Below are 26833 nucleotides of genomic sequence, written 5' to 3' on the forward strand. Positions count from 1 at the left end.
AAAGTATAATTAACCCGCTATTTATTATAAAAAAATTAATATGAATTTACAATTAACATCTTTTGCAAACCACTAAAACATAATAAAGCAAAATCACTAAATAGTGAATCATAAAACTGCACTTTTAAAATCATCAATCAAAATCAATCAAATTATGAAAAAAAAATTCTTCAAAGCTTCAGCCTATTTAGCTTTATTTTTCGGAGTTACATCACTACAGGCACAACAAAATCCAGTTGCTGTCCCATCAAACAGGTCAATCTCAAAGTATAATTATCATGATACTTTTGGCCCTAATTTTTATACTAAAAACGGGACTGATTCGCATTCAGCAAGTGGTCAACCCGGAGCAAAGTACTGGCAAAACAGGGCTGACTACCAATTGACTGCAGTATTAAATGAAAAAAACAATGAAATTATTGGTTCCGAAATTTTAACGTACACCAATAATAGTCCTGATAAAATTTCGTTTTTATGGATGAATGTCGATCAAAATTTGTTTAAAAATGATTCTCGTGGAAAAGCTATAATCCCAATAACTGGCAGTCGTAATGGAGACAAAGGACAAGTTTTTGACGGAGGCCATAAAATAAAATCGATCAAAATAGTTACTGGTAAAAACGGTAAAACTGTTGAAAATGAAGCTAAATTTCAAATAATCGATACGCGGATGCAAATTTTTCTTCCTCAGGATTTGAATCCAAACGGAGGAAGTATCAAACTTAAAATTGATTTTTCATTTATTTCTCCAGACTTTGGTTCAGACAGAATGGGCGTTTTAGAAACTAAAAACGGTAAAATATTTACCATGGCACAATGGTATCCAAGAATGTGTGTTTATGACGATGTAAAAGGTTGGAATACCTTACCTTATTTAGGCGCAGGTGAATTCTATCTTGAGTTTGGTGACTTTGATATCAACATCACTGCTCCAGCAAATCATATCGTAGTAAGCTCCGGTGAATTAATGAATCCTTCCGAGGTATACACCGCTGAACAACAAAAACGTTGGACAACAGCTTCACAAAGTGACAAAACAGTAACAATTCGTTCTGCAGAAGAAGTAACGAATACTGCTTCAAGACCTACCGGAAAATCTACATTGAACTGGCATTTTAAAATAAAAAATGCTCGTGATGTTTCCTGGGCCTCATCGGCTGCTTTTATTATTGATGCCGCAAAAATCAATTTGCCAAGTGGTAAAAAATCATTAGCCATTTCAGCATATCCTGTTGAAAGCGCGGGTCAAGATGCTTGGAGCCGTGCAACGGAATACACAAAATCATCCGTTGAAAATTATTCTAAAAGATGGTTCGAATATCCTTATCCTGCAGCGACCAATGTAGCTGGAAACGAAGGCGGAATGGAATATCCTGCAATTGTTTTTTGCGATTGGAAATCAAAAGACAGAGAGTTATGGAGAGTTACGGATCATGAGTTTGGACATGGATGGTTTCCAATGATTGTGGGCTCTAACGAACGATTATTTGCCTGGATGGATGAGGGATTTAATACTTTTATCAACTCACTGAGTGCCGAAGATTTCAATAAGGGAGAATATAAACCCAGACGACCTTCAGATATGCAAAGAATGGCGAATATGTTAACCAATCCGAAATTAGAACCCATTATGACCGCTCCTGACGGGATGAAAGAAGGCAGTTTAGGATTATTAGCTTATGAAAAACCATCCTCAGGATTAATTATGTTGCGTGAGCAAGTGCTAGGCAAAGAACGTTTTGATAAAGCCTTTAGAGTGTATACGGAACGTTGGGCTTTTAAACATCCAACGCCAGATGATTTTTTCAGAACTATGGAAAATGTTTCCGGAGAAGATTTAAATTGGTTTTGGAGATCATGGTTTGTAAACAATTGGAGTTTAGATCAAGGGATTACGAAAATCAAATATTTAAAAAATGACCCGAAATTAGGAGCACTTATTTACATTGAAAATTTGGAAAAAATGGCTATGCCTGTGGTATTAGAAATTAAAACCAAAAGTGGAATGACTAACCGTGTACAACTCCCTGTAGAAATCTGGCAACGCAATACGAATTGGACATTTAAAAATGCTTCAACGGAAGAGATTGAATCGATTACTATAGATCCAGACCATGCTTTCCCTGATATTAATCCTGCAAATAACGTTTGGAGTTCAGACAAAAGTGAATTGGAAAAAGCAGTAATTTTAGATCGCTATCTTGGTAGTTTTTCCAGCAAACAAATTCCGGTAGAAATTATTTTAACGGAGGATAATGGAAATCTTACTGCAAATGCAACAGGTCAACCGACGCTTACTTTTGACTCAATCGGTAAAGACAAATTTAGTTTTGAACCAGCAGGAATTGAAATTCATTTCAATGAGGCTAAAAATGAATTTACATTTAAAGTAAATGGTCAAGAATTCTTGTTTACCAAGGTATAAAGAAAATACGTTAAGAAAGAAGTTGTCCATAAATAAAAACATTTTACTAAAATAAAGAAATCATCCATCACAAGTGGATGATTTCTTTATATTTGTGTATACTCTAATCCAAATGACTATGAAAAAATATACAGTAATACTCCTACTCCTTTTATCAACCACATTAAGTTTCGCACAGAAAAAGGAAAAAGTCAAAGGTTCAAAAACAGTTACTGTAGAGCTAAGAGAAATTGGTCCTTTCGAAAGTCTTGAAATAGAGGACAATCTTGAAATATATTTGGAAAGAGGTGATAAAAACGAAATCAAAATTGAAGCCGATGAAAATCTTCAGGACCTTATTATTTTAGATTTAAAGGATAAAACACTTCGCATTTACACATCGAAACATGCAGTCAATTATAAAAAACTGATTGTAAGAGTAACCTATACCAATGATTTAAATCTGGTAACTTCAAAAAATGAAACGACAATAAACGCAATACAAGAGATTTTATTAGAGAACATAACCTTTAAATCTCATGATTATTCCCAACTTTTTTTGAATGTCAATGCGAAAAATTTCATACTACAGGCTGATGACAAATCAAAAACGGAACTTAATTTAAAGTCCGAAAATACAAGTATAGAAATGAGTAAAAATGCTACACTTAAAGCTTTAGTCAGTACAATAGATTTGAAAGTGGATTTGTACCAAAAAGCTACTGCAACTATCGAAGGTACTGCAACTAATGCTATAATACGATTGGACAACAACTCGGAATTAACAGGGAATAAATTAACTATAAAAAATATTGATGTTACCGCGGAAAGTTATTCCAATTGCAGTATAAATGCGGTAACAACAGTCATTATAGACGTTGCAAATAAATCAGAAATCCAACTTGTGGGCGCCCCAAAAATTGAAATTAGAAGATTTGCCGATGAAGCAAAATTGATAAAAAAGTTGAAATAATCCTCTCCCCGACCCTCTCCAAAGGAGAGGGAGAAAAACTGGATTGATACTATATATAATAACCAACAAAAAGTCCCACTTGCTAAAGCAAATGGGACTTTTTTTATATTGAAATTTTCTAACTAAGATTATTCTTTAGCAGCCAAATATCTTTCGGCATCAAGAGCAGCCATACAACCTGTTCCGGCTGCTGTTATCGCTTGACGATACACATGATCCGCAGCATCACCTGCTACAAAAACGCCATCAACATTGGTCTTTGAAGTTCCTGGAGTATTGATAATATATCCTGTTTCGTCTAACGTGATATACTCTTTGAAAATATCTGTATTGGGTTTGTGACCAATAGCCACGAAGAAACCAGTTGCAGGAATATCAAAAACTTCATTAGTAGTTTTATTTAAAGCCTTTACCCCAGTAACCACTTGTTCGTCCCCTAATACTTCAACAGTATCGTGATTCATCAATATAGTGATATTCTCTGTTTTGCGAACGCGCTCTTCCATGATCTTAGAAGCTCTGAATTTTTCGCTACGCACTAGCATTGTTACTTTTTTACAAAGTTTAGATAAATAGTGTGCTTCTTCACAAGCTGAATCTCCAGCCCCAACAATTACGACTTCTTGATTTCTATAGAAAAAACCGTCACAAACAGCACATGCTGATACACCACCACCCATTTTTAAATAATGTTGTTCTGATGGCATCCCTAAATATTTAGCCGATGCTCCGGTAGAAATAATAACTGTTTCACAATGCAATTCTTTAGTATCATTAATCCATACCTTATGAATATCCCCCGAGAAATCAACTCTTGTAGCCCAACCATCACGCACATCAGTACCAAAACGTTGTGCTTGAGCTTGTAAGCCCACCATCATTTCCGGACCAGTTATTCCTTCTGGATTACCAGGCCAATTTTCTACTTCATTAGTAGTTGTCAGCTGCCCACCAGGCTGCATTCCTTGGTACAAAACTGGATTCATGTTTGCTCTAGCGGCATATATTGCTGCAGTATAACCTGCTGGACCAGAACCTATAATAAGACATTTAATTTTTTCGATTGTATCAGACATAACAAGTGTGGATTATAATTTTTAACAGTGCAAAAATAAGATATATTTACCGCACAACAGAAGATGTTGCATCAGTTTTAATTATTCGGTAATAAAAAAATCCTTTCTGTAGATACAGAAAGGATTTTTGTCGGGGTGGCAGGATTCGAACCTGCGGCCTCCTGCTCCCAAAGCAGGCGCGATAACCGAGCTACGCTACACCCCGAAAGCGGGTGCAAATATAGTACTATTTTTGGCTTATGCAAAACTATTACAGAAATAAGAACTAAATTTATTTCTTGCGAAAATAACTTCAGAAATTTAAAATAAATTTATTTTTCATAGCATTATTCAGCCACAACTCCCCTAGCCCAGATGGCAGTGAAAAGCTTCACCGAGCTGCTCCCGATTTTTTCTTGACAGAAAAGAGCGACCAAAGGAAGCTCCTTTTATGGCTTTAGAAAAAACTGGGACCAGCTCAAGAACTTGAAGCGCACAGCTGGAATAGCTCCTATGCAATAAAATCCATTTTAAAAATGGGAATTGTCAAACTGCCACTAATCAGTCTTTAACAAATGTTAACAAAATAGATTTTCAAAAACCATAAATAATTGTATTTTTACGGTTCAAAATTTAGAAAAATAAATGGGCAAAATCATCGCGATTGCTAATCAAAAAGGTGGAGTTGGTAAGACTACAACGTCAGTAAATCTTGCTGCTTCATTAGGGGTTTTAGAAAAAAAAGTGTTACTAATTGATGCCGATCCTCAGGCAAATGCCACCTCTGGCTTGGGAATTGATGTTGAAACTATCGAAATAGGAACCTATCAAATTCTCGAACATAGCCATACTCCAAGAGAGGCTGTCATAAAATGTTCTGCACCAAATGTTGATGTTATTCCGTCGCATATTGATCTTGTTGCCATAGAAATCGAATTGGTTGATAAGGAAAACAGAGAATATATGCTCAAAAAAGCATTGGAAAGTATCAAAGATGAATACGACTTCATTATAATCGACTGCGCTCCTTCACTTGGTCTACTTACATTGAATGCTTTGACTGCCGCTGATTCAGTAATTATTCCTATTCAATGCGAGTATTTTGCATTAGAAGGTTTAGGGAAATTATTAAATACAATAAAGAGTATCCAAAAAATTCACAATCCTGATTTAGACATTGAAGGATTATTATTAACCATGTTTGATTCCAGACTGCGTTTATCAAACCAGGTTGTTGAGGAAGTTCAAAAACATTTCAACGATATGGTTTTTGATACCATTATTCAACGAAATGTAAAGTTAAGTGAAGCCCCAAGTTTTGGTGAAAGTATCATTAATTATGATGCTACAAGCAAAGGAGCAATCAATTACTTGCATCTCGCTCAAGAAATTATAAAGAAAAATAGCTAAATTAGTTATGGCACAAGCAATAAAAAAACAAGCCTTAGGAAGAGGATTATCGGCATTATTAAAAGATCCGGAAAACGACATTAAATCAGTTAATGATAAAAATGCGGATAAAGTTGTAGGAAATATTATCGAGCTTGAAATAAATGCGATTGAAATAAATCCGTTCCAACCAAGAAGCAATTTCAATGAAGAATCATTGAGAGAATTAGCTACTTCTATTAAAGAATTAGGAGTTATCCAACCCATTACTGTACGTAAATTAGATTTCAATAAATACCAATTAATTTCCGGTGAGCGTCGTCTTCGTGCGTCGACTCTTGTAGGATTGACAACTGTTCCCGCTTACATTCGTATCGCAAATGACAACGAGTCACTGGTTATGGCCTTGGTTGAAAATATTCAGCGTCATGATTTAGATCCAATTGAAATTGCACTTTCGTACCAACGCTTGATTGATGAAATTCAATTAACACAGGAACAAATGAGTGAGCGTGTAGGAAAAAAACGTTCTACTATTGCCAATTATTTGAGACTTTTAAAACTGGATCCAATTATCCAAACCGGTATTCGTGATGGTTTCATCAGTATGGGTCATGGTCGTGCGATAATAAATATTGAAGACTTAGATATCCAAACCGATATTTATCAAAAAATCGTGAGTCAGAATCTCTCAGTACGTGATACCGAAGCATTGGTGAAAAACTATCAGGAAAGTTTAAAGCCTAAACCTGCAGGTAAACCAAAAGCGGCGTCGTTTGAAGTTGCAGAGACTCAAAAAAGCACTTTTACAAATTATTTCGGAACCAAAGTTGATGTAAAAGTAGCCGGAAACGGTAAGGGAAAAATCACTATTCCATTCCACTCTGAAGAAGATTTCAACAGAATCATTAAACTAATAAACGGATAGTGTACAAAATCATTTTCATCGGTCTGTTCCTTTTTATTTTAGGAAACAACACTGTTTTTGGGCAATCGAAAACAGAGGCGGTGCTGATAGCTAAAGATACTTTGAAATCGAATGATATTGATCCGCTAACGCCTGCAAAAGCTGCTTTTTATTCAGCAGTTTTACCGGGACTGGGTCAAGCTTACAATAAGAAATACTGGAAAATACCGCTCGTGTATGGAGCGTTGGGAACAAGTATTTATTTTTATATTGATAATAACAAAAAATACCATCAATACAGAGACGCTTACAAAAGCAGGCTGGAAGGCTATACCACTGACGACTTAGCTTTCCTAGACAATAACCGTTTGATTGCAGGACAGAAATTTTACCAACGCAACCGCGATTTATCCGCTTTGGTCACTTTGGCATTTTACGCATTAAATATTCTAGACGCCAATGTAGATGCCGCTTTAATTCAATTCAATGTGGATGAAAACTTATCTGTAAGACCTGTTCTTTATCCAAATGATGTAACATTAAAGACTAATGTAGGACTAACTTTTAATTATAGTTTCTAGTTTAAAAGATTAAATAAAGAAAACAAAGCAGTATGTCATTAATCAATAGAATTGGGAAGAAATATTTTTTTATTGGAACTACAATTTTATTACTAATCACTTTAGTAAATTATTCAGAAAATAAAACGTTCGATCCAATCCGAATGAACTCCTTCTTTTCAGGATTCATTGCGGGATTTTTAATAGCATTATTAGTTGCAGGTCTCGTTAATTATTCGAAATTTAAAAAATAAACAAATGAAAATTGCGCTTTTAGGATACGGAAAAATGGGCCAGGTAATTGAAAGAATTGCGCTGGAAAGAGGCCATGAAATCGTTTTGAAAAAAGACGAGACTAGTTCTTTTGAAGGTCTTTCAAATGCTGATGTGGCGATTGATTTCAGTGTTCCGACAGCAGCCGTGAGTAATATCTCCAGTTGTTTTCATGCAAATGTCCCTGTGATTTCAGGTACAACTGGCTGGTTAGAACATTATGATGAAATAGCAACACTTTGCGCAGCAAAAAACGGTGGATTTATCTCTAGTTCCAACTTTAGTTTAGGTGTAAATATTTTCTTTGAACTCAATGACTATTTAGCTAAAATAATGTCAAAATTTGACAGTTATAAAGTAGAAATGGAAGAAATTCATCATACCCAAAAACTGGATGCCCCAAGCGGTACTGCGATTTCATTAGCCAAAGGTGTGATAGAAAATAGTTCGTACAACGATTGGACCATAGAAAACCCCGAACAAAACCAGATTCATATTGAATCTAAAAGGATTGGGACTGTGCCGGGTACTCATACCGTGACTTACAACTCTTCAGTAGATGCAATAGAAATTAAACATACCGCTCACAATCGAGAGGGTTTTGCTCTAGGAGCCATAATTGCAGCAGAATGGATTGTGGGTAAGCAAGGTATTTTCACAATGAAAGATGTTTTAAATTTAAAATAAACTTTATAAAGTTTGAGGTTCTATTAAAGAGCTTTAACTTAACTCTAAACAAAAATTTATGTCAGTATATCAATGGTTTGTTTTTTTTCTGATTGTCCAAATAATTCACTTTTTAGGAACCTGGAAATTATACGAAAGTGCAGGAAGAAAACGATGGGAAGCAGCCATTCCTGTTTATAATGCAATCGTTTTAATGAAAATTATCGGTCGCCCTACATGGTGGACGATTTTATTATTTATTCCCATTATCAATTTAATCATCTTTCCGGTTATCTGGGTAGAAACGTTACGAAGTTTTGGAAAACGATCTGGATTAGATACATTTTTAGTACTAATAACTTTGGGCTTGTATCTGTATTATATCAATTATACACAACAATTAAATTACATTTCGGATAGAAGTTTAAGCCCACAAAACAAAGCTGCTGACACCGTTAGTTCTTTACTTTTTGCTATTGTTGTAGCTACAATCGTGCACACTTATTTTATTCAACCGTACACAATTCCAACTCCTTCATTGGAAAAATCATTATTGGTAGGGGATTTTTTATTTGTGAGCAAAATGAACTATGGTGCGAGAGTTCCCATGACAACTGTTGCTTTACCAATGGTGCATGACTCCATTCCTTTGACAAAAAGCAAATCCTACCTGACTTGGCCTCAATTACCTTATATGAGATTGCCAGGAATTCAAAATATAAAACGTACTGATATTGTTGTGTTCAACTGGCCGGTGGATACTGTTTACAGGTTTTTTGACACTTCAAAAAGACGCGCTTACAAACCTGTCGACAAAAAATCGAATTACGTAAAGAGATGTGTTGGAATTCCGGGAGATAATTTATCCATAAAAGACGGGATGGTTTATATCGATGGAAAACTGTTGCAGTTACCTGAAAGAGCTAAACCTCAATTCTCGTATAAAGTGGCCTTGGATGGAAAAACACCAATCGATTTTGAATCTCTGTTTAAAGATTTAGATGTGACGGATCCTGCTGGCTTTATGGATCAGACGAAAAGAGACACACTTTTCATGAGTGCCTTGACCGAAGCCGGAGCAGAAAGATTGAAAAACATACCTGGCATAACTGCTGTAATCCGACAAATATCAAAAGAAGTTGATAATGGAGTCTTCCCGCATATCAACAAATGGAATCGTGATAATTATGGACCTGTATATATTCCAGAACAAGGAAAAACAGTTCCTTTAACTATAGAAACATTGCCTTTTTACAAAGCAATCATTACTGATTATGAGAACAATGATTTAAAAACTAACGGTTCAGAGATTAGAATAAATGGTAAAATTGCCAATACGTATACTTTTAAGCAAAACTATTACTGGATGATGGGTGACAACCGTCACAACTCCGAGGATAGCCGTTATTGGGGATTTGTACCTGAAAACCACATTGTAGGAAAACCTATTTTTATATGGCTAAGTATCGATCCAAATGGAAAAGGAATAAATAAAATTCGTTGGGACAGAGTTTTCACAACAGTTAGCGGTGAAGGTCAGCCTCAATCTTATTTCAAATTATTTTTACTTGGATTGGTTATCTTCTTTGTAGGAGAATATTTTTGGAAAAAAAGAAAAGAGCAAAAAGTTTAAATAAAAAAGGTTTAAAGTTTAAGGTTTAAAGTTTACTGAGCCTTAAACTTTAAACCTTAAACTATCAATATGAATACAATATTACATCCCTCCTATTTCCCATCGATAAGTCACTTTGCAGCGATCGCACAATCCGAAAGCATAACTTTTGAGGTAGAAGATAACTTTCAAAAACAGACCAATCGCAACCGAACTTATATTTATTCTCCTAACGGGATTCAGCTATTGAATATCCCTGTAAAACATTCGAAAGAAACCCACCAGAAAACAAAAGACATCAGAATTGAAACTGATTTTGACTGGCAAAAGCAACATTTCAAATCTCTTGAAGCTGCATACAGAAGCTCCCCCTTTTTTGAATTTTTTGAAGATGATATCCGAATAATTTTCGAAAAAAAACATGATTTTTTATTGGATTTAAATTTTGAAACTTTAGCTATTGTGACTAAATGTTTTCGGATGAAATTAGAATTTGATACCACATCAGAATACGTTCATGACGTAGATACAAATAAAACGATGGACTTCAGGTCTTTGATAAATGGAAAAAAAGATCTATCCATTTTTGAAAGCTACAAACAGGTTTTTGATGACAAACATGGCTTTATCAACAATCTGAGTGTTTTAGATTTACTATTTAACGAAGGAAAATATGCTATGGATTATTTAAAAAAACAAGCTTTAATTATGAAGTAATTTTTACAATCTGCTTATTCATAAGACAACCTTGCCATGATAGGAAAATGATCTGAGTTAATAAATTTCGGGAAATTTTCAAATTTCTTAACGGTCATTTTTTCATCAGCAAAAATATAGTCAATTCTGGCAGGATAATACCTAAATTTATACGTCTCTCCAAAACCTTTTCCTGCTTCTTCAAAGCTATCTTTCAACTTTCCTTTAATACTTCGGTACACGTAAGAAAATGCGCTGTTATTCATGTCCCCGCAAATGATAACTGGGTATGTACATTTCATTTTATGTTCCTTAAAAATCTCTGCTTGTTGTTGTTGTTGTTTGAATGCCTTACTGATTCTTATAAAAAGCATTTGTGATTTCTGCTGATTAATGGCGTCAATGTTTTCATCAATTTCATTTACATCCGGAGAAATCTTGATCGATTGCAGGTGCATATTATACACTCTGATAATGTCTTTTCCTTTTTTTATATCTGCAAATACTACGTTATTGCTAGAATTTGGAAAAATAATATTTCCTTGATCAATAATGGGAAATTTAGAAAAAATGGCTTGTCCGGTTTTAATTTGGTTTCCTTCTGTAAAAATATAGCGATGCGGATATACTTTCAAATCAATATTGGCTGAAGGAGAATATTCTTGCATGCATAATATATCCGGATTCTTTTCATTTATAAAATTTAAAATATCCGAAGGAACATCATCTCTCTCAATCCATTTAAACACATTGAGCAAGCGCACATTATAGCTCATTATGGTAAAATCCTTTTCTTCTTTAGGTAATTCAGGAGAAGAAAATTTATAGAATTTATTTATAAAAGTAATTCCAATCAATAAAACTAAACCTGAAACTATTAATTGCTTTTTGAATTGCAGCATCCAATAAATAAAAAACATGCCATTAAAAATAAAAAAAAGTGGCATGAAAAGTGTCAAAACGGACAAAAGAGGAAATGATTTTGGCGCTAAAAAAGGCAAAACATAGGCGATAAAAGTGACAAGTGTAAGAACGATATTCAGAAGAAACATTCCTTTATTAAACCATGAAAGATTTTTCATTTACTATATTTTTATTTTGGCAAACTATTAAAAGACCTGCAGTTATTTATTTACCTACTTTAAACAAGAATTCTTTTTCTTCTTTCGTCAAACTATCATAACCCGACTGACTGATTTTATCTAAAATCTCATCGATTTGTTGTTGAGATTTATCCTTTGTAATTATCTTCGAAATATTTTTTTCTACCGGTTTTTGGTAGTTTTTATGTACTTTTTTAAATGGAGTTGATGGGCTTTTCTTAAATATATTGGCAAAAAAATCTAAAACACGAGATACTATTTTACTTAAATCTGTTCCATTTTGAAGCAATTTAATGAAAATAAAACCAAAAAAAGCACCTGCAAGATGAGAAATATGTCCGCCCATGTTCCCGGAACGCAATTGCATCAAATCCACAATAATAATAACGGCAGTTACATGCCATAATTTCACATTTCCAATAATTAATAATCGAAGATTCATCAAAGGATAATACGTAGTAGTAGCGACTAAAATAGCCATAATCGCAGCAGAGGCGCCTACAATTGGAGCATTTATATTTAAAACATAGAATACCAGAACATAACAAATTCCAGCAAAAATAGCACTCAACACATACAAGCCTAGCAATTGCTTAGACGTAAAATACGTCATAAATAATCTACCCGAGAAATTCAAAACAATCATATTAAAAACGATATGCATGATTCCACTGTGAAAAAAAGCATACGAAAGCAACGACCAAGGTTTCCAAAGCAAATGTGCCGGATTAGAAGACAAACTCACATAATGCATATAATCGATATCGACACCCAATAAAGATAACAGAGTAAAAAACAACCACGGAAGAACAAACAAAGCCGCATTCCAAAAGATTAGCTGAGTCACTATTCCTCCCATTTTGTATTGTAATTTCAGGTCGTCAATAATATTCATAATTTAATTGGGATTTAAAAGCTGCTATTTAGGTCGTACTACTTTAAAAGGCGTTAGATTTTAATTCCAACGATTTTGATTAAACTGGTTTTTCTTCCAATACCACATAATAATAAAACCGAAGAAAGCACCGCCAACGTGCGCAAAATGGGCAATTCCACCACCGCCAAAAATTGATTTTCCAGAAATTCCTAAATACAAATCGACTAAGACTAAACCAGGAACAAAGTATTTGGCCTTTATTGGAACAGGAATAAACATTAAAGCCAATTCAGCGTTAGGAAACATAAAAGCAAACGCTACAATAATGCCATAAATTGCCCCCGACGCACCAACAGCAGTTCCCATAAATGCACTTGTAAAATTCTGAAAATCAGAAGTTGATAGAATCTCCTGCCATCTTGTATCGATTTTACCCTCATTTAAAAGTTGTAAAATCTCCTGTTTTTCAAATCCATTGCCAATAAGTGTATTCAAGCTATCTTGAAAATAGTAATAATTAACTCCGGTATGCAACAAGGCAGCTCCTAATCCACACGAAATGTAGAAAAACAAAAACTTCTTGCTTCCCCACATTTGCTCTAAAGCAGATCCAAAAGAATACAAGGCAAACATATTGAAAAAAATATGCATAAAACCTCCATGCATAAACATGTGCGTCAGTGGTTGCCAAAGTTGAAAATCTGAATTTTCTGGGAAATACAATGCCAATATTTTATAGGCAACATCGCCTATTACCAGAGTTCCTACAAAAAACAATATATTTATAATAATTAATTGTTTTACGGTTTCAGTTACGTTTCTCATATTGCAAATTTTTTATCTAAGTCTTCCACACGCATGGTGATGAAAGTGGGTTTATGAAATGGGGAAACATTTGGGTCTTTACAGGCAAAAAGTCCGTTTACCAAATTTTCCTGTTCTTTTTCTGAAAGATGCGTTCCTGTTTTCACGGCTAAACTTTTGGCCATGGATTTAGCAATAGTATCATTCTGACTGAAACTACTTTCGGGAATTCCGTCTTGTAAATCACTTAATAATTGTTCTAAAACCAATGAAACTTCACTCTCCGTAACATTTACAGGTATTCCAGAAATAACGATATGATCAATATTATTTTCTTCAAAAACAAATCCAGTGTTCATCAACGAAAGTTGCAACTCACCAATAAGTTCCATTTCGCTTGACGAGAAAAATAAGTTCAAAGGAAACAATAACTGCTGGCTTGATGCTTGATGAACTGTCATATTTACCAAAAACTGTTCATACAAAACACGTTGATGTGCCCGTTGCTGATCGACAATTACCATCCCAGATTTGATCGATGAAACAATGTATTTTTTATGTATTTGATAGGTTTTATGAACGGAGTGTTCCACTTCCTCATCATTAAATAAAGAAGAAGTTACTTCTTCATTTTCAAAAGTGATATGCCCTATTTCATCCGTATCTTGTTTCAAGCCTACGTATAAACTTTCCCAGTTTGCTGTTGGTTCCGGTTTTCTATAACTTGAAAATTGTTTGCTTGGTTTTTCTTCAGAGAAAGGATTGAAATTCCCATCAACTTGAATTGTTGGCGTTTCTCCCGTTAAATCTTTGTAATGATACGGCGTGTCTAAATTAGAATCGCGATCAAAATCCAAAACTGGCGCTACATTAAACTGACCCAAACTGTGTTTTATGGAAGCTCTTAAAATAGCATATAAAGCGTGTTCATCATCGAACTTGATCTCCGTTTTTGTCGGATGAATATTGATATCAATTGTATTTGGCGGCACCGTTAAATATAAAAAATAACTGGGCTGAGCACCGTCTTTCAAGATTCCGTCATAGGCGGCCATAACAGCATGATGCAAATAACCACTTTTTATAAATCGGTCATTGACAAAGAAAAACTGTTCCCCACGATTCTTTTTGGCAAATTCAGGTTTGCTGACAAATCCTTGAATGGCCACTATTTCTGTTTCTTCCTGAACGGGTATTAATTTTTCATTGGTTTTACCCGAAAAAATATTGACAATTCGTTGTCGCAAAGTAGAAGGCGGCAAATTGAACATTTCACTACCATTATGATAAAACGTAAAATGTATTTTTGGGTGAGCCAAAGCCACACGCTGAAACTCATCAATAACATGACGGTATTCCACGGTATCTGATTTGAGGAAATTGCGTCGCGCCGGAATATTAAAAAATAAATTTTTAACGGCAAAAGAAGTTCCTTTTGGCAAAACAGCAACATCTTGGGACACGAACTTACTACCCTCAATAATAATATGTGTTCCCAACTCCTCTTGCTCTTGCTTGGTTTTCATTTCTACGTGCGCAATCGCGGCAATAGATGCCAAAGCTTCTCCTCGAAAACCTTTTGTATCTAAAGAAAATAAATCTTCTGCCTGACGAATTTTGGAAGTGGCATGACGCTCAAAACACAAACGAGCATCGGTTACACTCATCCCCAAACCATTATCAATTACTTGTACCAATGCTTTTCCTGCATCTTTAATAATTAACTTGATATCTGTAGCCCTGGCATCCACTGCATTTTCAAGCAGTTCTTTAACAACTGAAGCTGGTCTTTGAACGACTTCTCCAGCAGCAATTTGATTGGCAACATGATCAGGAAGTAATTGAATTATACTCGACATTAAAAAATTTATTTGATGTTTAAGGTTTAAAGTCTATAAAACCAAGAAATACAAATTTAATGAATTTCTATTGGGAATGGTAGCTTATTTAATCATAAAAAAAACAAAAAACCTATACTATTTACGAGACAGTATAGGTTTTTAAATTATTTATTTTAAATTTTTATTCTTCTAATTCCAAAGGCAAATTTTCAATTTGTAATGCACCGGAAGACAACAATTGTTGGTTATTAAATTGATGACTAAGAGAAGCCTGCTGACGAATATAAGCCATCTTTATGGCAGCAATTGCGGCTTCAGTTCCTTTATTTCCGTGAATTCCTCCACTTCTATCAATAGATTGTTGCATGGTATTATCCGTTAGAACACAAAAAATAACCGGGATATCCGTTTGAACATTCAAGTCTTTAATACCTTGCGTTACACCTTCGCATACAAAATCAAAATGTTTGGTTTGCCCTTGAATGACACATCCAATAGCAATTACAGCATCAACATTTTGAGTTTGCAACATTTTTTTGGATCCATAAATAAGTTCAAAGCTTCCAGGAACATTCCAACGTAAAATATTTTCAGCTGGAACTTCGTTCTCTAATAGTGTTTTGAATGCACCATCAAAAAGTCCTTCAGTAATTGTCTCATTCCATTCAGCAACAACAATTCCAAAACGAAAATTTTTCGCATCTGGAACAGCGTTTTTGTCGTACTCGGATAAATTTTTATTTTCGGTAGCCATTTGATTTTAAAGTTTTCATTTCAGACATTAAAGGTAGAATTTTCAAATCAAAAATCTACAATCTTAAATCAGTAATCTTAAATCATTTTTTACTATTGCGCTAATCCTATCAAAACGTCAACTGAAGCAGCTTCTGGAGTTCCTTCATAATTTTCTTTAATATCTGTAAAATATTTCAATGCATCCGCTTTATTTCCAAGAGCCAAAGCCGTTTTTCCAGCTTTCAATAAGAAACGTGGCGTTGTGAAATCATTTTTATTTGATTCAGCAGCTTTTACGTAATTCTCTAAAGCTTCTTTCGGCTGATTTTTTTGAGAATAAGCATCTCCAATTGCTCCTTTTGCTAAAGCGCCTAAAACAATATCATCTGATTTAAATTTGCTTAAGTAATCAATAGCTTCTGCATATTTTCCTGTGTTCAAATAAGCAATTCCAGCATAATAGTTCGCTAAATTTCCTGCATCAGTTCCAGAATATTCATCAGCAATTTTTAAGAATCCAAATTTTCCTTCTGAACCATTCAAAGACAACTTATATAATGAGTCACTTGCAATACCATCAGTTGCTTTTTGAAAATTTTGTTGTGAAACAAACATTTCATTTGCTGCTTCATCTTGTTGTGGAGCTGCAATAAATCTTTGGTATGCTAAATATCCAATCGTAAAGATGGCGGCGGCGGCAACTAACCCAATAATGATTTTTTGATTTTTGGCAACCCAATCCTCTGTTATTGTAGCGGTTTCATCTAATTTTGAAAACACTTCTGCTGTTGTGCTATCCTTATCATCTACAATTACCGTTTCAACTCCGTCTTTTACTTCTTTTTCTTTTGGTGCTTTATATCCTCTTTTATTGTAAGTAGCCATTTATTTTTAATTTAGTGAGTCGCAAAAATAAAATTTTTATTCAAACCCACACAAAAAATATGCTTTTATATTCAAAAAAAATATCATTGGGTATTCTTTCTTTCCAAAGGCAAAATAATCAACATAGAAAAAATGGAAAAGTCATTTTTATCAATATTTTTCAATAATTTGCACCCACTTTAGAAAACCCATTCTAAAAGTTTAAAGTTCTCAATACCAGCAAGCCTTACCCATGTATTTAAAAAAGATTTCATTATTCAATTATAAGAATTTCTCCGAAGCAAATTTCGATTTTGACAGCAAAATAAATTGCTTTGTAGGCAAAAACGGAATTGGAAAAACAAATGTTTTGGACGCTATTTATCATTTATCCTACGGAAAAAGCTATTTCAATCCGTTAGCGGTTCAAAATATCAAACATGGAGAGGAATTTTTCGTGATTGATGCTGAATTTGAAAAGAACGAAAGAACGGAACAAATCGTCTGCAGTCTTAAAAAAGGCCAAAAAAAAATATTGAAACGCAACGGCAAAGCGTATGATAAGTTTTCGGATCATATTGGGTTTATTCCATTGGTAATTATTTCTCCAGCTGACAGGGATTTGATTGTGGAAGGCAGCGAAACCAGACGAAAATTCATGGACAGCGTCATTTCGCAACTGGATCCCCATTATTTACAGCAACTCATTCAATACCAAAAAGTAATGAGCCAGCGTAATGCATTACTAAAATATTTTGCGTTGAATCATGTTTTTGAAAACGACACCTTATCTATATATAATGAGCAACTTAATGGTTTTGGAAACTATATTTTCGAAAAAAGAAAAGAATTTATTGACCAGTTCATTCCTATTTTCAACACGCATCATCAAGCCATAACCGGCTCACAAGAAACCGTTCAACTGGTGTATGAAAGTCATTTATTTGAAAAAGACCTGTTGACCCTTTTGCAGCAAAACATCAATAAAGACCGTGCTTTACATTATACCAGTGTAGGGATTCATAAAGATGATTTAGCCTTTGAAATTGATGAGCATCCAATAAAGAAATTTGGATCACAAGGACAACAAAAATCATATTTAATCGCTTTAAAACTGGCACAATTTGAATTTTTAAAAAAACAAAGCGGTGTAAAACCAATTCTGTTATTTGATGATATTTTTGACAAATTAGACGAAAGTCGGGTGGCCAAAATAATCGAAATGGTCAACAGCGATACTTTTGGACAACTCTTTATTTCGGACACGCATCCGGAGCGCACGGAAGTTATTGTAAAATCGACCCATCAGAGCTATAAAATTTTTAACTTATAACTTTTATTTAATAGTTTTTATAGCGTTCAAAAATCGAAAAAAAACTAATTTAGCCTATTCAAATTTAAATCAAATCACAATGAAATTCAGTTCAATATTCCTATTAATCATATCTTTTGCTTTTTTGTCTTGTAACGGACAAGTCTCAAAAGAAAGCCAAACTATCGATGCAAAAGCGTTTAGCGAAAAAATTGCAGCAACACCAAATCCACAAATTCTGGATGTACGAACGCCTGCGGAATTTTCGTCAGATCATATCGACAAAGCCGTAAATGTAGATTGGCTCGGAGATAGCTTTGTTGCAGGCACCGAAAAACTGGACAAAACAAAACCTATTTTCGTATACTGCAAAAGCGGTGGAAGAAGTCAAAGTGCCGTTAAAAAACTGGAAGAACTTGGCTTTAAAAATGTTTACCAATTACAAGGCGGAATTTTAAAATGGGACGCTGCAGGACTGTCTAAACCAAGCAACAAAATCACAGGAATGACGTTGCAGGACTATAATAAATTAGTAGATTCTGATAAAAAAGTATTGGTTAGTTTTTATGCAGAATGGTGTGCGCCTTGCAAAAAAATGACACCTTACATCACAAAAATGCAAACTGAACTAGCAGATAGCGTAACCATCATTCGATTGGATGCGGATAAAAACAAAACCTTAATGACCGAAATGAAAATCAGTGAACTTCCTACTATATTATTGTATGAAAAAGCAGCAGTAAAATGGAGAAAATCCGGTTTCATTAGTGAAGAAGAATTAAGAAAACAAATACAATAGTACAAGATGCTTTCAAAAGAAACACTGCAATTTCTGAATGATTTAAAAGCCAATAACAACCGGGACTGGTTTTTAGAAAATAAAAAACGCTACGAAGCTTTCAAGAAAGACTACCAACAATTAGTTGCTGATTTACTGGATGCCATGAAACCGCTTGATCCATCGCTGGAAATGCTGGAAGTTAAAAATTGTACGTTCAGAATCAATCGCGACATTCGGTTTTCTAAGGACAAAACGCCTTACAAATCGCATTTGGGAATCTGGCTTTCGTCTGGTGCCAAAGGACTGAATCGTTCCGGTTATTACATTCACTTAGAAAAAGGCGCGAGTTTTATCGCAGGAGGATTGTATTGTCCGGAATCCGATGATTTAAAAAAAATGCGCAAAGAAATTGCTTATTTTCATGATGATTTGGAAGCTATTCTTGAGGAAAAAGATTTTAAAAGGGAATTTGGTGATTTTGATAGAAATGAAAAAGACACTTTAAAAAACCCGCCAAGAGGCTATGACAAAGAACATCCGGCGATAGAATTATTAAAACTAAAGAGTTTTGAGTCTTCACAGAAAATTGAGTTTTCAGCTGCTGCAAAAAAAGATTTTGTTGCCGTAATGAGTCAAAAACTGATTGTGCTAAAACCATTAAACGATTTTATCAATCGAGCCTTAACTTCCGAGTAATTCAAATGATATCGACAAAAAAGAGAAGGATACTTTTTTTGGGAGAAACCTACAGAGCCGATGCCATCACGTGGATAAATGGCCTTAAGGAATTTGGCGATTTTGATATTATCACTTGGGAATTAAAAACATCAAATAGTGGTATTTTTAACCGAATAAAGAGAATTTTCGAATTCAGTCTCGCTTTTTTTAAAATCAAAAAAATAATCCAACGGCAAAAACCGGATATGATTATTGCAGAAAGAACCACCAGTTATGGGTTCCTTGCTGCACTATCTGGTGTAAAACCAGTTGTTATAGCACAACAAGGCAGAACTGATTTGTGGCCTGAAAAATCAATTTCACTGCCGTTAAAAAAACTTATTCAGCATTACGCTTTCAAAAAAGCAGATTTAATCCATGCCTGGGGACCTGTGATGACTATTTCTATGATCGAGTCCAATGTTGACATGACTAAAATTTTGGTTTTACCTAAGGGAATTAATTTGACTCAATTTGGAGCTGAAAATAATGACAATCCCGAAAAAATTTGCGCTATTGTGACGCGTTCTTTATCGACAGAATACCGTCATGATATCATTTTGAAATCATTTGCAATTTTAAACCAAAAGGGAATTGATTTCACACTTACCATTATAGGAGATGGCGCTCAACTTTCTAAATTGAAAGATTTAGCAAAAGAGTTAGGCATTAAAAACAAAATTAACTTTACTGGAAGGGTTCCAAATACAGCATTACCAAAACTATTGCAACAAGCCAACATTTACATTAGTATGCCAATAACGGAAGGGGTTTCAGCTTCCTTATTTGAAGCGATGGCTACCAATTGCTATCCAATTGTAAGTGACATTGCAGGAAATCAAAGCTGGATCGAGCACAGAAAAAACGGCCAATTGATTCCAATTGACGATTATGAAAAGCTTGCAGAAGAATTAATCTGGTCCTTTGAGAATACAGAACACAGACAACAAGCCGTTTCTAAAAACAGAAAATTTGTTGAAAAAAATGTGGATTACAGTATTAATATGAAGATTATTGCCGACAAATACCATCACTTAATTGATGGATCAAAAGCAGAATAAGCTGTTTTAGAATTAATAGATTTTCTATGATCAAACAACCAATTTATAATTCTTACTTTTGACACGACATTAAACAATTCAAAAAGCACTTTCTTTTATGGAAATAGTACCTGATTTCTCTTTAAAAAAACACAATACTTTTGGCATTGAAGCCCAAGCAAAACAGTTCGTTGCTGTACATTCTGTACAGGAATTGAAAACTATTTTACAAGAAAATAAAACGCAGCAAAAATTTATTTTAGGCGGAGGCAGCAACATGCTTTTGACAAAAGACATTGATGCGCTTGTCATTCATATCGATTTGAAAGGCAAAAAAATCCTTGAAGAAAATGAAAATTTTGTTTGGGTCGAAAGTCAGGCTGGAGAGAGCTGGCATGAATTTGTGCTTTGGACCATCAACCAAAATTTTGGTGGTTTAGAAAACATGTCCCTTATTCCAGGAAATGTTGGAACAACGCCGGTCCAAAATATCGGAGCATATGGAACCGAAATAAAGGACACTTTTGTTTCCTGTGAAGCGATGACCATAGAAAGTCAGGAAATGAAAACGTTTACTAAGGAAGAATGCCATTTTGGGTACCGAGAGAGCATTTTCAAAAACGAAGCAAAAAATCAATACATTATTACTTCGGTTGTTTTTAAATTGACAAAAACAAATCATAAAATCAATACTTCTTACGGAGATATTTCATCTGAATTAGCCAAAAATAATATCACAAATCCTACTTTAAAGGACGTGAGTAATGCTGTAATTGCAATTCGACAAAGCAAATTACCCGACCCGAAAGAATTAGGAAACAGTGGTAGTTTTTTTAAAAACCCAATTTTATTGAAATCGGATTTCGAAAAAATTCATCAGCAATTTCCTGAAATGAAATATTTTGATATTTCTGAAACCGAAGTAAAAGTCCCTGCAGGCTGGTTGATTGAACAAGCTGGTTTCAAAGGAAAACGTTTTGGTAATGCCGGAATCCATAAAAACCAAGCTTTGGTTTTAGTGAATTATGGAAATGCGACGGGTCAAGAAATTTTGAATGTTTCAAAAGATATTCAAGAAACTATTTTTAACATGTTTGGCATCAATATCGAAGCCGAAGTGAATGTGATTTAATAAAAAAAAATTGTTCGGCTACTTATATTATTAGATAACTTATTGATTTGTTTTATCTTTAATTCTAATAGTAATAAATCTAAGTTATCAAACCATGTATACTCCAGAAATCTACAAAAACGAGAATCAAGAAGAAATCAAAAAATTTCTGCAAGAGAACAGCTTTGGTATTTTAATAAATCAAACCAATGGAAAATTGTGTGCCACACATATTCCTTTGGAATTAGACATTAATAAAGAAGGTAAGGACATTTTATGTGGACATATTTCTAAAGAAAATCCACAATGGAATGGTTTTACAGACAATGACCAAATTTTAGCAGTATTCTCAGGACCTCACAGTTATATTTCTTCCTCTTGGTACGATCATGAAAATGTACCTACATGGAACTATATTGCCGTTCATGTGTACGGAAAAATCAAAATTATTGAAGGAGAAGCCGTCATCGAATCCTTAAAAAAACTCGTGGATAAATACGAACAAAATTCTGAAAATCCGGTTCGTATAGAAAATTTATCTAAGAAAACCATGATGCAATCCCGTGGTATTGTGGCATTCGAAATTGAAATTACTGAAATCCAAGCCACGAAAAAAATATCTCAAAACAGAGACGAAAAAAATCATCAAAACATCATTTCCGAGTTAGAAAAAACCAATACAAATCAGTCAATTGCTATTGCGAATGAGATGAAGAAATGTCCAATATAAATTCTTTCGAAATTCACACATTGTATTTAACAATTCACAATTCTATTCATACCTTTGCACTCGATTTAAAAACTCATTAAACTCAGATGCTTATACTAATTCTTTACTTTTTTATTTTTATTGTTGTTGTTCAAATTTCGTATTATCTAGGTGTTTTTGGAAAATTTGCTTTCGCCAAAGCACAAAAAATAACACCAAAAAGAATCCCGATTTCGGTGATTGTCTGCGCCAAAAATGAAGAAGAAAATGTAGCTAATTTTATTCCTCTGCTTGCAGAACAAAACTATCCTGATTTCGAAATTGTTCTGATTGACGATGCTTCAAGTGACGCTACTTTGGATGTTTTTGAAAGTTTTGAAAAGCAATATACAAATGTTCGCTTGGTAAAAGTGAAGAACAACGAAGCTTTTTGGGGAAACAAAAAATACGCTTTGACATTAGGAATAAAAGCCGCCAAAAAAGAGTATTTATTATTCACAGATGCTGATTGTTACCCCACTTCGAAAGAATGGATAACAGCTATGAGTTCTCAATTTACCATGCAAAAAACTATTGTTTTGGGGTATGGCAAATATGAAAAAATCCCTAATTCGTTTCTGAATAAAATAATTCGTTTTGAAACTTTATTAACGGCAATTCAATATTTTTCATGGGCAAAAATTGGACATCCATACATGGGCGTTGGAAGAAATTTAGCCTATAAAAAAGAAGAATTTTTCAATGTAAATGGATTCATCGAACACATGCAGATTCGTTCTGGCGATGATGATTTATTTATAAACCAAGCAGCAAAAGCTAAAAACACAACTATCGCCTACACACCCGAAAGTTTTACGCTTTCTAAACCAAAAACTACCTACAAAGATTGGTTGATCCAAAAAAGAAGACATATAGCTACGGCAAATTATTACAAACCTCTTGATAAATTACAATTAGGAGCGTTTTATTGTTCACAATTACTATTTATTTTATTACCCATTATATTGTTAGCCTTCCAATTTCAATGGATATTAGTTTTAAGTTTAATCGCATTGCGTTATCTTGTGGCATGGATTGTGGTAGGATTCTCAGCAGGTAAACTTAAAGAAAATGATATTAAATTCTGGTTCCCTATCGTTGAGATAGTACTTATCTTAACACAAATCAATATCTTTATAACTAATATATTCTCAAAACCAGTACATTGGAAATAAACAAACAAATAGAAAAAGCAAAACAAGGCGATCAGGTTGCCTTTACTTTTCTATTGGATTATTATTGGAATGAAGTGTATGGTTTTATGCTGAAACGCACCGAAAACGAAACCAATGCCGAGGATATTACCATCGAAACGTTCTCGAAAGCTTTTGATAAAATAGCCACTTACAACTCGGAATTTCAATTTAACACTTGGCTTATTGCCATTGCAAAAAATGTACACATCGATTTATTACGAAAAAAGAAATCAAGTCTTTTTGTCGAAATTACCGATGAACAAGACCAGCAAGCCTACAACATTGCCGACACTACTCCATCTGCAGAAGATGAATTGATTACCGAACAAAATCTTTCTCGCTTACTGCAATTCATCAAAGAATTGAAACCACATTATCAAGAAGTGATTCAGTTGCGCTATTTCCAGGAAATGAGTTACCAGGAAATCGCCAATAAAATCGATGAACCTTTGAGTAATGTGAAGATCAAATTGCTTCGCGCCAAAAAACTTCTGGCAGAAATCATTCAGAATAGAAGGTAGCTTTATTTTTAACAAAATAATAAAGCTATTTACATACTCAACAAAGCGCATTCATTGATCTGGATGCGCTTTTTTTTGTGAATATTTAACCTTAAAATCAACAAAACAAACAATTAATCACCATAAAAGTTAAATAAACAAACATAATCTAACTAAAATCAAAAATGATTATTAAATTTATATACTAAAAATATTATTTTACACGTTATAAAATAAAAACAGCTCTGCTTATGATTTAATTGTACTTAACCTCTAAATCCATAAATTATGTCAAAACTAAGCATTTACGAAACCGGTTGGATTAACCTTGTTTTTCAAGACCGAAACAAAGAATATGGTGCGTATCAATTGCGTCAGGAAAGTACTAAAACAGCATTAACAGCACTTTTTATGGGTGTATTATTTTTATCAGCGGCTTTAAGTATTCCCGTAATCATTACCTATTTGAATCCCAATAAAGGAATCACGATAAGTATTCCTGAACTTACAAATACTGTCGTCCAACTTACTGACATAATTCCGAATCAGCTTGAAGAAAAAAAATCTCTTCCTGAGATAAAAACTAAAAGTGTAGAAGTCCCCGCTAAAAGCGACCAACTTGTTAATCCTGTAATTGTTCAGGCTTCGCAAGCAAATCAGGACATTGCAAAAAACACCGATAATACTAGCGTAACAAATACAAGCTCTGAAGGAACTGGAACTGTGGGTATAAACCCAACTTCTTCTTCGGGAACAGGAACTGAAACCGTAACGCCAGTTGACCTAGGAAATACTATTGTCAATAGCGTTTCGCTGGACAAACTCCCTGAATTCCCCGGCGGAATTAATAAGTTCTATACCTATGTGGGCAATAATTTTGAGAAACAAGAAATAGACGGCAGTGGTTCGATTCGAGTGTATGTTTCTTTTGTAATTGAAAGAGACGGAAGCATGACTGACATTCAAGTAAAAAGAGATCCTGGTTATGGCTTGGGAAAAGAAGCTGTTCGTGTATTGACATCCTTGAAAACTAAGTGGGCACCGGGAATGATTGCCGGAAAAGCAGTACGAACTGCCTATAATCTCCCAATTACGGTACAAATGAATTAAGTTCAAAAACAAAAAGCAGAATCGTTTGATTCTGCTTTTTTATTACATTAGTTTTACCAGAATTCGTTATTAAATTATACTCAACAACAAGTACATTATTTTTTGGTAACCCGAACTGCAATTCTTCTATTTTGAGCTTTTCCTTCTTCGGTATCGTTTGAAGCAACCGGAAATAGCTCTCCATATCCTTCTGATTCCAAACGATCTTTGGCAATACCCATTTTGATCATTTCATCCATGACTGATTTTGCACGGTCACCAGAAAGTTTCAGATTAAAAGCAGGATCTCCCACATTATCCGTATAACCACCTAATTTGAGTTCAACAGTTGGATATGCTTTTAAAATTTCAACCATGTTTTTCAATTGTTCTTGAGACTCCGGTCGTAAAGTCGCTTTTCCGGTATCAAACAACAAACGGTCAAAGTTAAACCAAGTCGTTTTATCAACCACTTTCGTTTCGTCCATTAACCAAGTATTTAATTTGTTTTCGATTCCAAATTCGGGTGCATTCAATTCTATTCCATTTGGTAATTTAAACTTGAAAAAATTACCCAAAGCATCTTTTGGTTCTTCTACAACTTCTTCGGTTTTTGTGGTTAGTGTGTCTACCGTTTCTGTGGCAACAGCAGGCAAAGCTTCTTTCCTATTACAACCTTTGCTGAAAAAAAATAATGCAAAAAGCCCTGCACCCACCAATAATAATGGTATTAACCATTTTGCAGAGGAACTTTCTGCTTTTCTAACGTCATGGATTTTTCCTCTGATGTCATTGTCTATAGTACTGCCAAAGCCTAAATTCAACCCTGAAGGTGCTGCAGATAGAATATTCTCTTTTTGCGAAGACAACAAACTCTTTAAACTAGATAATGTCATTCCAGATTTTGCAAAATAACTCAACAGCATTGGAGCAGCCATTCCTAATAAAGAAGCTGCAGAAGAGTCTTTTATTCCTGAAGTCCGCGCAATTACATCTGTAGTATCTGATTGCTTATTTTTAAACAATAAAGCCATTAATTTAGATCCTGAATCTAAGGCAGTAGAATTTCCATAACCTGTCAATAAAGAAGGAAGATTTGACAAAACATTATCGTAATTTGAACTATTCTCATTTATTAAATTCATTACACTTTCCATTGTGCTTGAGTCATTTGATTTATGAACTAATCCACTCAACAATGTTGGTATGGAGGCCGAAACACCTTTATAAACACCACTTTCTGATTCGCCTAACATAGTACTTGCTTTCGAAATAACATCTGGGGTAACATACCCTTTTAAAATATCCACTAAATTTGTTTCCATGATTTTATGATTTTAAATTCCTATCAAATTTAATAATATTTTTTACCAAATACCTCATTTTCAGTTAATTAGTTTAAAATATATTGTTTAAATAGAAATTATTTGATTAATACAAAACACAAATAAGATTTCATTGTACAACTTCAACCTCTTAAAACAAAGTCTATTTTATTGAAATTATTTTTTGGTTTAACCAAATCAAAAAAAATCAAACAAAACCAATACAGTCAAAATCTTCAGCCAACTTTGCTTATC

General features: G+C 34.1%; 25 protein-coding genes and 1 tRNA gene. 17 read left to right on the forward strand and 9 right to left on the reverse strand.

The genetic code is table 11. The annotated features are described in order from the left end of the window. Nucleotides 1-154: 154 nt before the first annotated feature. Together BMX64_RS10635 and BMX64_RS10640 are read left to right on the forward strand one after the other, a co-directional pair. The gene (locus tag BMX64_RS10635) at nucleotides 155-2425 is read left to right on the forward strand and encodes a M1 family metallopeptidase (protein WP_091171646.1); all 2271 of its coding nucleotides are present in this window, start codon (nucleotides 155-157) and stop codon (nucleotides 2423-2425) included. A gap of 118 nt (nucleotides 2426-2543) precedes the next feature. Then, complete coding sequence (locus BMX64_RS10640) at nucleotides 2544-3377, forward strand: GIN domain-containing protein (RefSeq protein WP_091171648.1); 834 nt, start codon at nucleotides 2544-2546, stop codon at nucleotides 3375-3377. Nucleotides 3378-3505: 128 nt separating this feature from the next. On the opposite strand, the gene trxB is transcribed toward BMX64_RS10640, so the two are convergent. Further along, nucleotides 3506-4453: a thioredoxin-disulfide reductase gene (gene trxB / locus BMX64_RS10645; protein ID WP_091171650.1), complete on the reverse strand. Its 948-nt coding sequence runs from the start codon at nucleotides 4451-4453 to the stop codon at nucleotides 3506-3508. A gap of 130 nt (nucleotides 4454-4583) precedes the next feature. Then, nucleotides 4584-4658 (reverse strand) — tRNA-Pro (locus BMX64_RS10650). Nucleotides 4659-5077: 419 nt separating this feature from the next. Here BMX64_RS10650 and BMX64_RS10655 point away from each other — a divergent pair. The 6 genes from BMX64_RS10655 to BMX64_RS10685 all read left to right on the forward strand — a co-directional run bounded on the left by BMX64_RS10655 (nucleotide 5078) and on the right by BMX64_RS10685 (nucleotide 10556). Further along, nucleotides 5078-5842, forward strand: coding sequence for a ParA family protein (locus tag BMX64_RS10655; RefSeq protein WP_091171652.1), 765 nt, complete (start codon nucleotides 5078-5080; stop codon nucleotides 5840-5842). 7 nt (nucleotides 5843-5849) lie between these two features. Then, nucleotides 5850-6749 (forward strand): ParB/RepB/Spo0J family partition protein, encoded by a 900-nt coding sequence (locus BMX64_RS10660; RefSeq protein ID WP_091171654.1) that lies wholly within the window; start codon nucleotides 5850-5852, stop codon nucleotides 6747-6749. Beyond that, on the forward strand, nucleotides 6749-7309 hold the full coding sequence (locus BMX64_RS10665; protein ID WP_091171657.1) for a DUF5683 domain-containing protein: 561 nt from the start codon (nucleotides 6749-6751) through the stop codon (nucleotides 7307-7309). Before BMX64_RS10660 ends, BMX64_RS10665 begins: the two co-directional genes overlap by 1 nt. A 237-nt stretch (nucleotides 7310-7546) precedes the next feature. Beyond that, the gene (gene dapB, locus BMX64_RS10675) at nucleotides 7547-8248 is read left to right on the forward strand and encodes a 4-hydroxy-tetrahydrodipicolinate reductase (protein WP_091171661.1); all 702 of its coding nucleotides are present in this window, start codon (nucleotides 7547-7549) and stop codon (nucleotides 8246-8248) included. A gap of 58 nt (nucleotides 8249-8306) precedes the next feature. Then, nucleotides 8307-9860, forward strand: coding sequence for a signal peptidase I (lepB, locus tag BMX64_RS10680; protein ID WP_091171663.1), 1554 nt, complete (start codon nucleotides 8307-8309; stop codon nucleotides 9858-9860). Nucleotides 9861-9929: 69 nt separating this feature from the next. Then, complete coding sequence (locus BMX64_RS10685) at nucleotides 9930-10556, forward strand: WbqC family protein (RefSeq protein WP_091171665.1); 627 nt, start codon at nucleotides 9930-9932, stop codon at nucleotides 10554-10556. 14 nt (nucleotides 10557-10570) lie between these two features. Here BMX64_RS10685 and BMX64_RS10690 read toward each other — a convergent pair whose 3' ends face one another. From BMX64_RS10690 to BMX64_RS10715, 6 genes are all read right to left on the reverse strand, one after another. Further along, nucleotides 10571-11617 (reverse strand): endonuclease/exonuclease/phosphatase family protein, encoded by a 1047-nt coding sequence (locus tag BMX64_RS10690; RefSeq protein ID WP_091171667.1) that lies wholly within the window; start codon nucleotides 11615-11617, stop codon nucleotides 10571-10573. Nucleotides 11618-11663: 46 nt separating this feature from the next. Further along, nucleotides 11664-12533 (reverse strand): rhomboid family protein, encoded by an 870-nt coding sequence (locus BMX64_RS10695; protein ID WP_091171668.1) that lies wholly within the window; start codon nucleotides 12531-12533, stop codon nucleotides 11664-11666. 60 nt (nucleotides 12534-12593) lie between these two features. Further along, on the reverse strand, nucleotides 12594-13340 hold the full coding sequence (locus BMX64_RS10700) for a rhomboid family intramembrane serine protease (RefSeq protein ID WP_091171671.1): 747 nt from the start codon (nucleotides 13338-13340) through the stop codon (nucleotides 12594-12596). Beyond that, nucleotides 13337-15178, reverse strand: a complete 1842-nt coding sequence (gene mutL, locus BMX64_RS10705) for a DNA mismatch repair endonuclease MutL (RefSeq protein ID WP_091171674.1) — start codon at nucleotides 15176-15178, stop codon at nucleotides 13337-13339. The genes BMX64_RS10700 and mutL overlap by 4 nt, the downstream gene beginning before the upstream one ends. 163 nt (nucleotides 15179-15341) lie before the next feature. Continuing rightward, nucleotides 15342-15914: a 6,7-dimethyl-8-ribityllumazine synthase gene (gene ribH, locus BMX64_RS10710; RefSeq protein WP_091171676.1), complete on the reverse strand. Its 573-nt coding sequence runs from the start codon at nucleotides 15912-15914 to the stop codon at nucleotides 15342-15344. Between the two features lie 92 nt (nucleotides 15915-16006). Continuing rightward, a complete protein-coding gene (locus BMX64_RS10715) occupies nucleotides 16007-16780 on the reverse strand; it encodes a tetratricopeptide repeat protein (protein WP_091171678.1) in 774 nt (257 codons plus the stop codon). A gap of 232 nt (nucleotides 16781-17012) precedes the next feature. On the opposite strand from BMX64_RS10715, the gene recF reads away from it, so the two are divergent. The 9 genes from recF to BMX64_RS10760 all read left to right on the forward strand — a co-directional run bounded on the left by recF (nucleotide 17013) and on the right by BMX64_RS10760 (nucleotide 25274). Beyond that, nucleotides 17013-18092, forward strand: a complete 1080-nt coding sequence (recF, locus tag BMX64_RS10720; protein WP_091171680.1) for a DNA replication/repair protein RecF — start codon at nucleotides 17013-17015, stop codon at nucleotides 18090-18092. Between the two features lie 79 nt (nucleotides 18093-18171). Next, on the forward strand, nucleotides 18172-18870 hold the full coding sequence (locus BMX64_RS10725) for a thioredoxin domain-containing protein (RefSeq protein ID WP_091171682.1): 699 nt from the start codon (nucleotides 18172-18174) through the stop codon (nucleotides 18868-18870). A 6-nt stretch (nucleotides 18871-18876) separates the two neighbouring features. Continuing rightward, complete coding sequence (locus BMX64_RS10730) at nucleotides 18877-19548, forward strand: DUF2461 domain-containing protein (RefSeq protein WP_091171685.1); 672 nt, start codon at nucleotides 18877-18879, stop codon at nucleotides 19546-19548. A gap of 5 nt (nucleotides 19549-19553) precedes the next feature. Further along, the gene (locus tag BMX64_RS10735; RefSeq protein WP_091171687.1) at nucleotides 19554-20630 is read left to right on the forward strand and encodes a glycosyltransferase; all 1077 of its coding nucleotides are present in this window, start codon (nucleotides 19554-19556) and stop codon (nucleotides 20628-20630) included. A gap of 97 nt (nucleotides 20631-20727) precedes the next feature. Then, a complete protein-coding gene (gene murB, locus BMX64_RS10740; protein WP_091171689.1) occupies nucleotides 20728-21741 on the forward strand; it encodes a UDP-N-acetylmuramate dehydrogenase in 1014 nt (337 codons plus the stop codon). A gap of 94 nt (nucleotides 21742-21835) precedes the next feature. After that, on the forward strand, nucleotides 21836-22450 hold the full coding sequence (locus BMX64_RS10745) for an FMN-binding negative transcriptional regulator (protein ID WP_091171691.1): 615 nt from the start codon (nucleotides 21836-21838) through the stop codon (nucleotides 22448-22450). A gap of 86 nt (nucleotides 22451-22536) precedes the next feature. Then, nucleotides 22537-23643, forward strand: coding sequence for a glycosyltransferase (locus BMX64_RS10750; RefSeq protein WP_091171693.1), 1107 nt, complete (start codon nucleotides 22537-22539; stop codon nucleotides 23641-23643). Then, the gene (locus BMX64_RS10755; protein WP_091171695.1) at nucleotides 23634-24185 is read left to right on the forward strand and encodes an RNA polymerase sigma factor; all 552 of its coding nucleotides are present in this window, start codon (nucleotides 23634-23636) and stop codon (nucleotides 24183-24185) included. The genes BMX64_RS10750 and BMX64_RS10755 overlap by 10 nt, the downstream gene beginning before the upstream one ends. A gap of 267 nt (nucleotides 24186-24452) precedes the next feature. Continuing rightward, nucleotides 24453-25274: an energy transducer TonB gene (locus BMX64_RS10760; RefSeq protein ID WP_091171697.1), complete on the forward strand. Its 822-nt coding sequence runs from the start codon at nucleotides 24453-24455 to the stop codon at nucleotides 25272-25274. A gap of 95 nt (nucleotides 25275-25369) precedes the next feature. Here the strand turns inward: BMX64_RS10760 and BMX64_RS10765 are convergent, their stop codons facing one another. Further along, entirely contained in the window at nucleotides 25370-26578 is a 1209-nt protein-coding gene (locus BMX64_RS10765; RefSeq protein ID WP_167543055.1) for an OmpA family protein, read from the reverse strand. Between the last annotated feature and the right edge of the window lie 255 nt (nucleotides 26579-26833).

This window comes from Flavobacterium sinopsychrotolerans (assembly GCF_900110375.1).
GTDB classification, from domain to species: Bacteria; Bacteroidota; Bacteroidia; order Flavobacteriales; family Flavobacteriaceae; genus Flavobacterium; species Flavobacterium sinopsychrotolerans.

Bases quoted from the DNA above. Each gene is read 5' to 3' on its own strand.
- BMX64_RS10635 (WP_091171646.1), top strand. From the start codon at position 155: ATGAAAAAAAAATTCTTCAAAGCTTCAGCCTATTTAGCTTTATTTTTC.
- BMX64_RS10640 (WP_091171648.1), top strand. From the start codon at position 2,544: ATGAAAAAATATACAGTAATACTCCTACTCCTTTTATCAACCACATTA.
- trxB (WP_091171650.1), bottom strand. From the start codon at position 4,453: ATGTCTGATACAATCGAAAAAATTAAATGTCTTATTATAGGTTCTGGT.
- BMX64_RS10655 (WP_091171652.1), top strand. From the start codon at position 5,078: ATGGGCAAAATCATCGCGATTGCTAATCAAAAAGGTGGAGTTGGTAAG.
- BMX64_RS10660 (WP_091171654.1), top strand. From the start codon at position 5,850: ATGGCACAAGCAATAAAAAAACAAGCCTTAGGAAGAGGATTATCGGCA.
- dapB (WP_091171661.1), top strand. From the start codon at position 7,547: ATGAAAATTGCGCTTTTAGGATACGGAAAAATGGGCCAGGTAATTGAA.
- lepB (WP_091171663.1), top strand. From the start codon at position 8,307: ATGTCAGTATATCAATGGTTTGTTTTTTTTCTGATTGTCCAAATAATT.
- BMX64_RS10685 (WP_091171665.1), top strand. From the start codon at position 9,930: ATGAATACAATATTACATCCCTCCTATTTCCCATCGATAAGTCACTTT.
- BMX64_RS10690 (WP_091171667.1), bottom strand. From the start codon at position 11,617: ATGAAAAATCTTTCATGGTTTAATAAAGGAATGTTTCTTCTGAATATC.
- BMX64_RS10695 (WP_091171668.1), bottom strand. From the start codon at position 12,533: ATGAATATTATTGACGACCTGAAATTACAATACAAAATGGGAGGAATA.
- BMX64_RS10700 (WP_091171671.1), bottom strand. From the start codon at position 13,340: ATGAGAAACGTAACTGAAACCGTAAAACAATTAATTATTATAAATATA.
- mutL (WP_091171674.1), bottom strand. From the start codon at position 15,178: ATGTCGAGTATAATTCAATTACTTCCTGATCATGTTGCCAATCAAATT.
- ribH (WP_091171676.1), bottom strand. From the start codon at position 15,914: ATGGCTACCGAAAATAAAAATTTATCCGAGTACGACAAAAACGCTGTT.
- BMX64_RS10715 (WP_091171678.1), bottom strand. From the start codon at position 16,780: ATGGCTACTTACAATAAAAGAGGATATAAAGCACCAAAAGAAAAAGAA.
- recF (WP_091171680.1), top strand. From the start codon at position 17,013: ATGTATTTAAAAAAGATTTCATTATTCAATTATAAGAATTTCTCCGAA.
- BMX64_RS10725 (WP_091171682.1), top strand. From the start codon at position 18,172: ATGAAATTCAGTTCAATATTCCTATTAATCATATCTTTTGCTTTTTTG.
- BMX64_RS10730 (WP_091171685.1), top strand. From the start codon at position 18,877: ATGCTTTCAAAAGAAACACTGCAATTTCTGAATGATTTAAAAGCCAAT.
- BMX64_RS10735 (WP_091171687.1), top strand. From the start codon at position 19,554: ATGATATCGACAAAAAAGAGAAGGATACTTTTTTTGGGAGAAACCTAC.
- murB (WP_091171689.1), top strand. From the start codon at position 20,728: ATGGAAATAGTACCTGATTTCTCTTTAAAAAAACACAATACTTTTGGC.
- BMX64_RS10745 (WP_091171691.1), top strand. From the start codon at position 21,836: ATGTATACTCCAGAAATCTACAAAAACGAGAATCAAGAAGAAATCAAA.
- BMX64_RS10750 (WP_091171693.1), top strand. From the start codon at position 22,537: ATGCTTATACTAATTCTTTACTTTTTTATTTTTATTGTTGTTGTTCAA.
- BMX64_RS10760 (WP_091171697.1), top strand. From the start codon at position 24,453: ATGTCAAAACTAAGCATTTACGAAACCGGTTGGATTAACCTTGTTTTT.
- BMX64_RS10765 (WP_167543055.1), bottom strand. From the start codon at position 26,578: ATGGAAACAAATTTAGTGGATATTTTAAAAGGGTATGTTACCCCAGAT.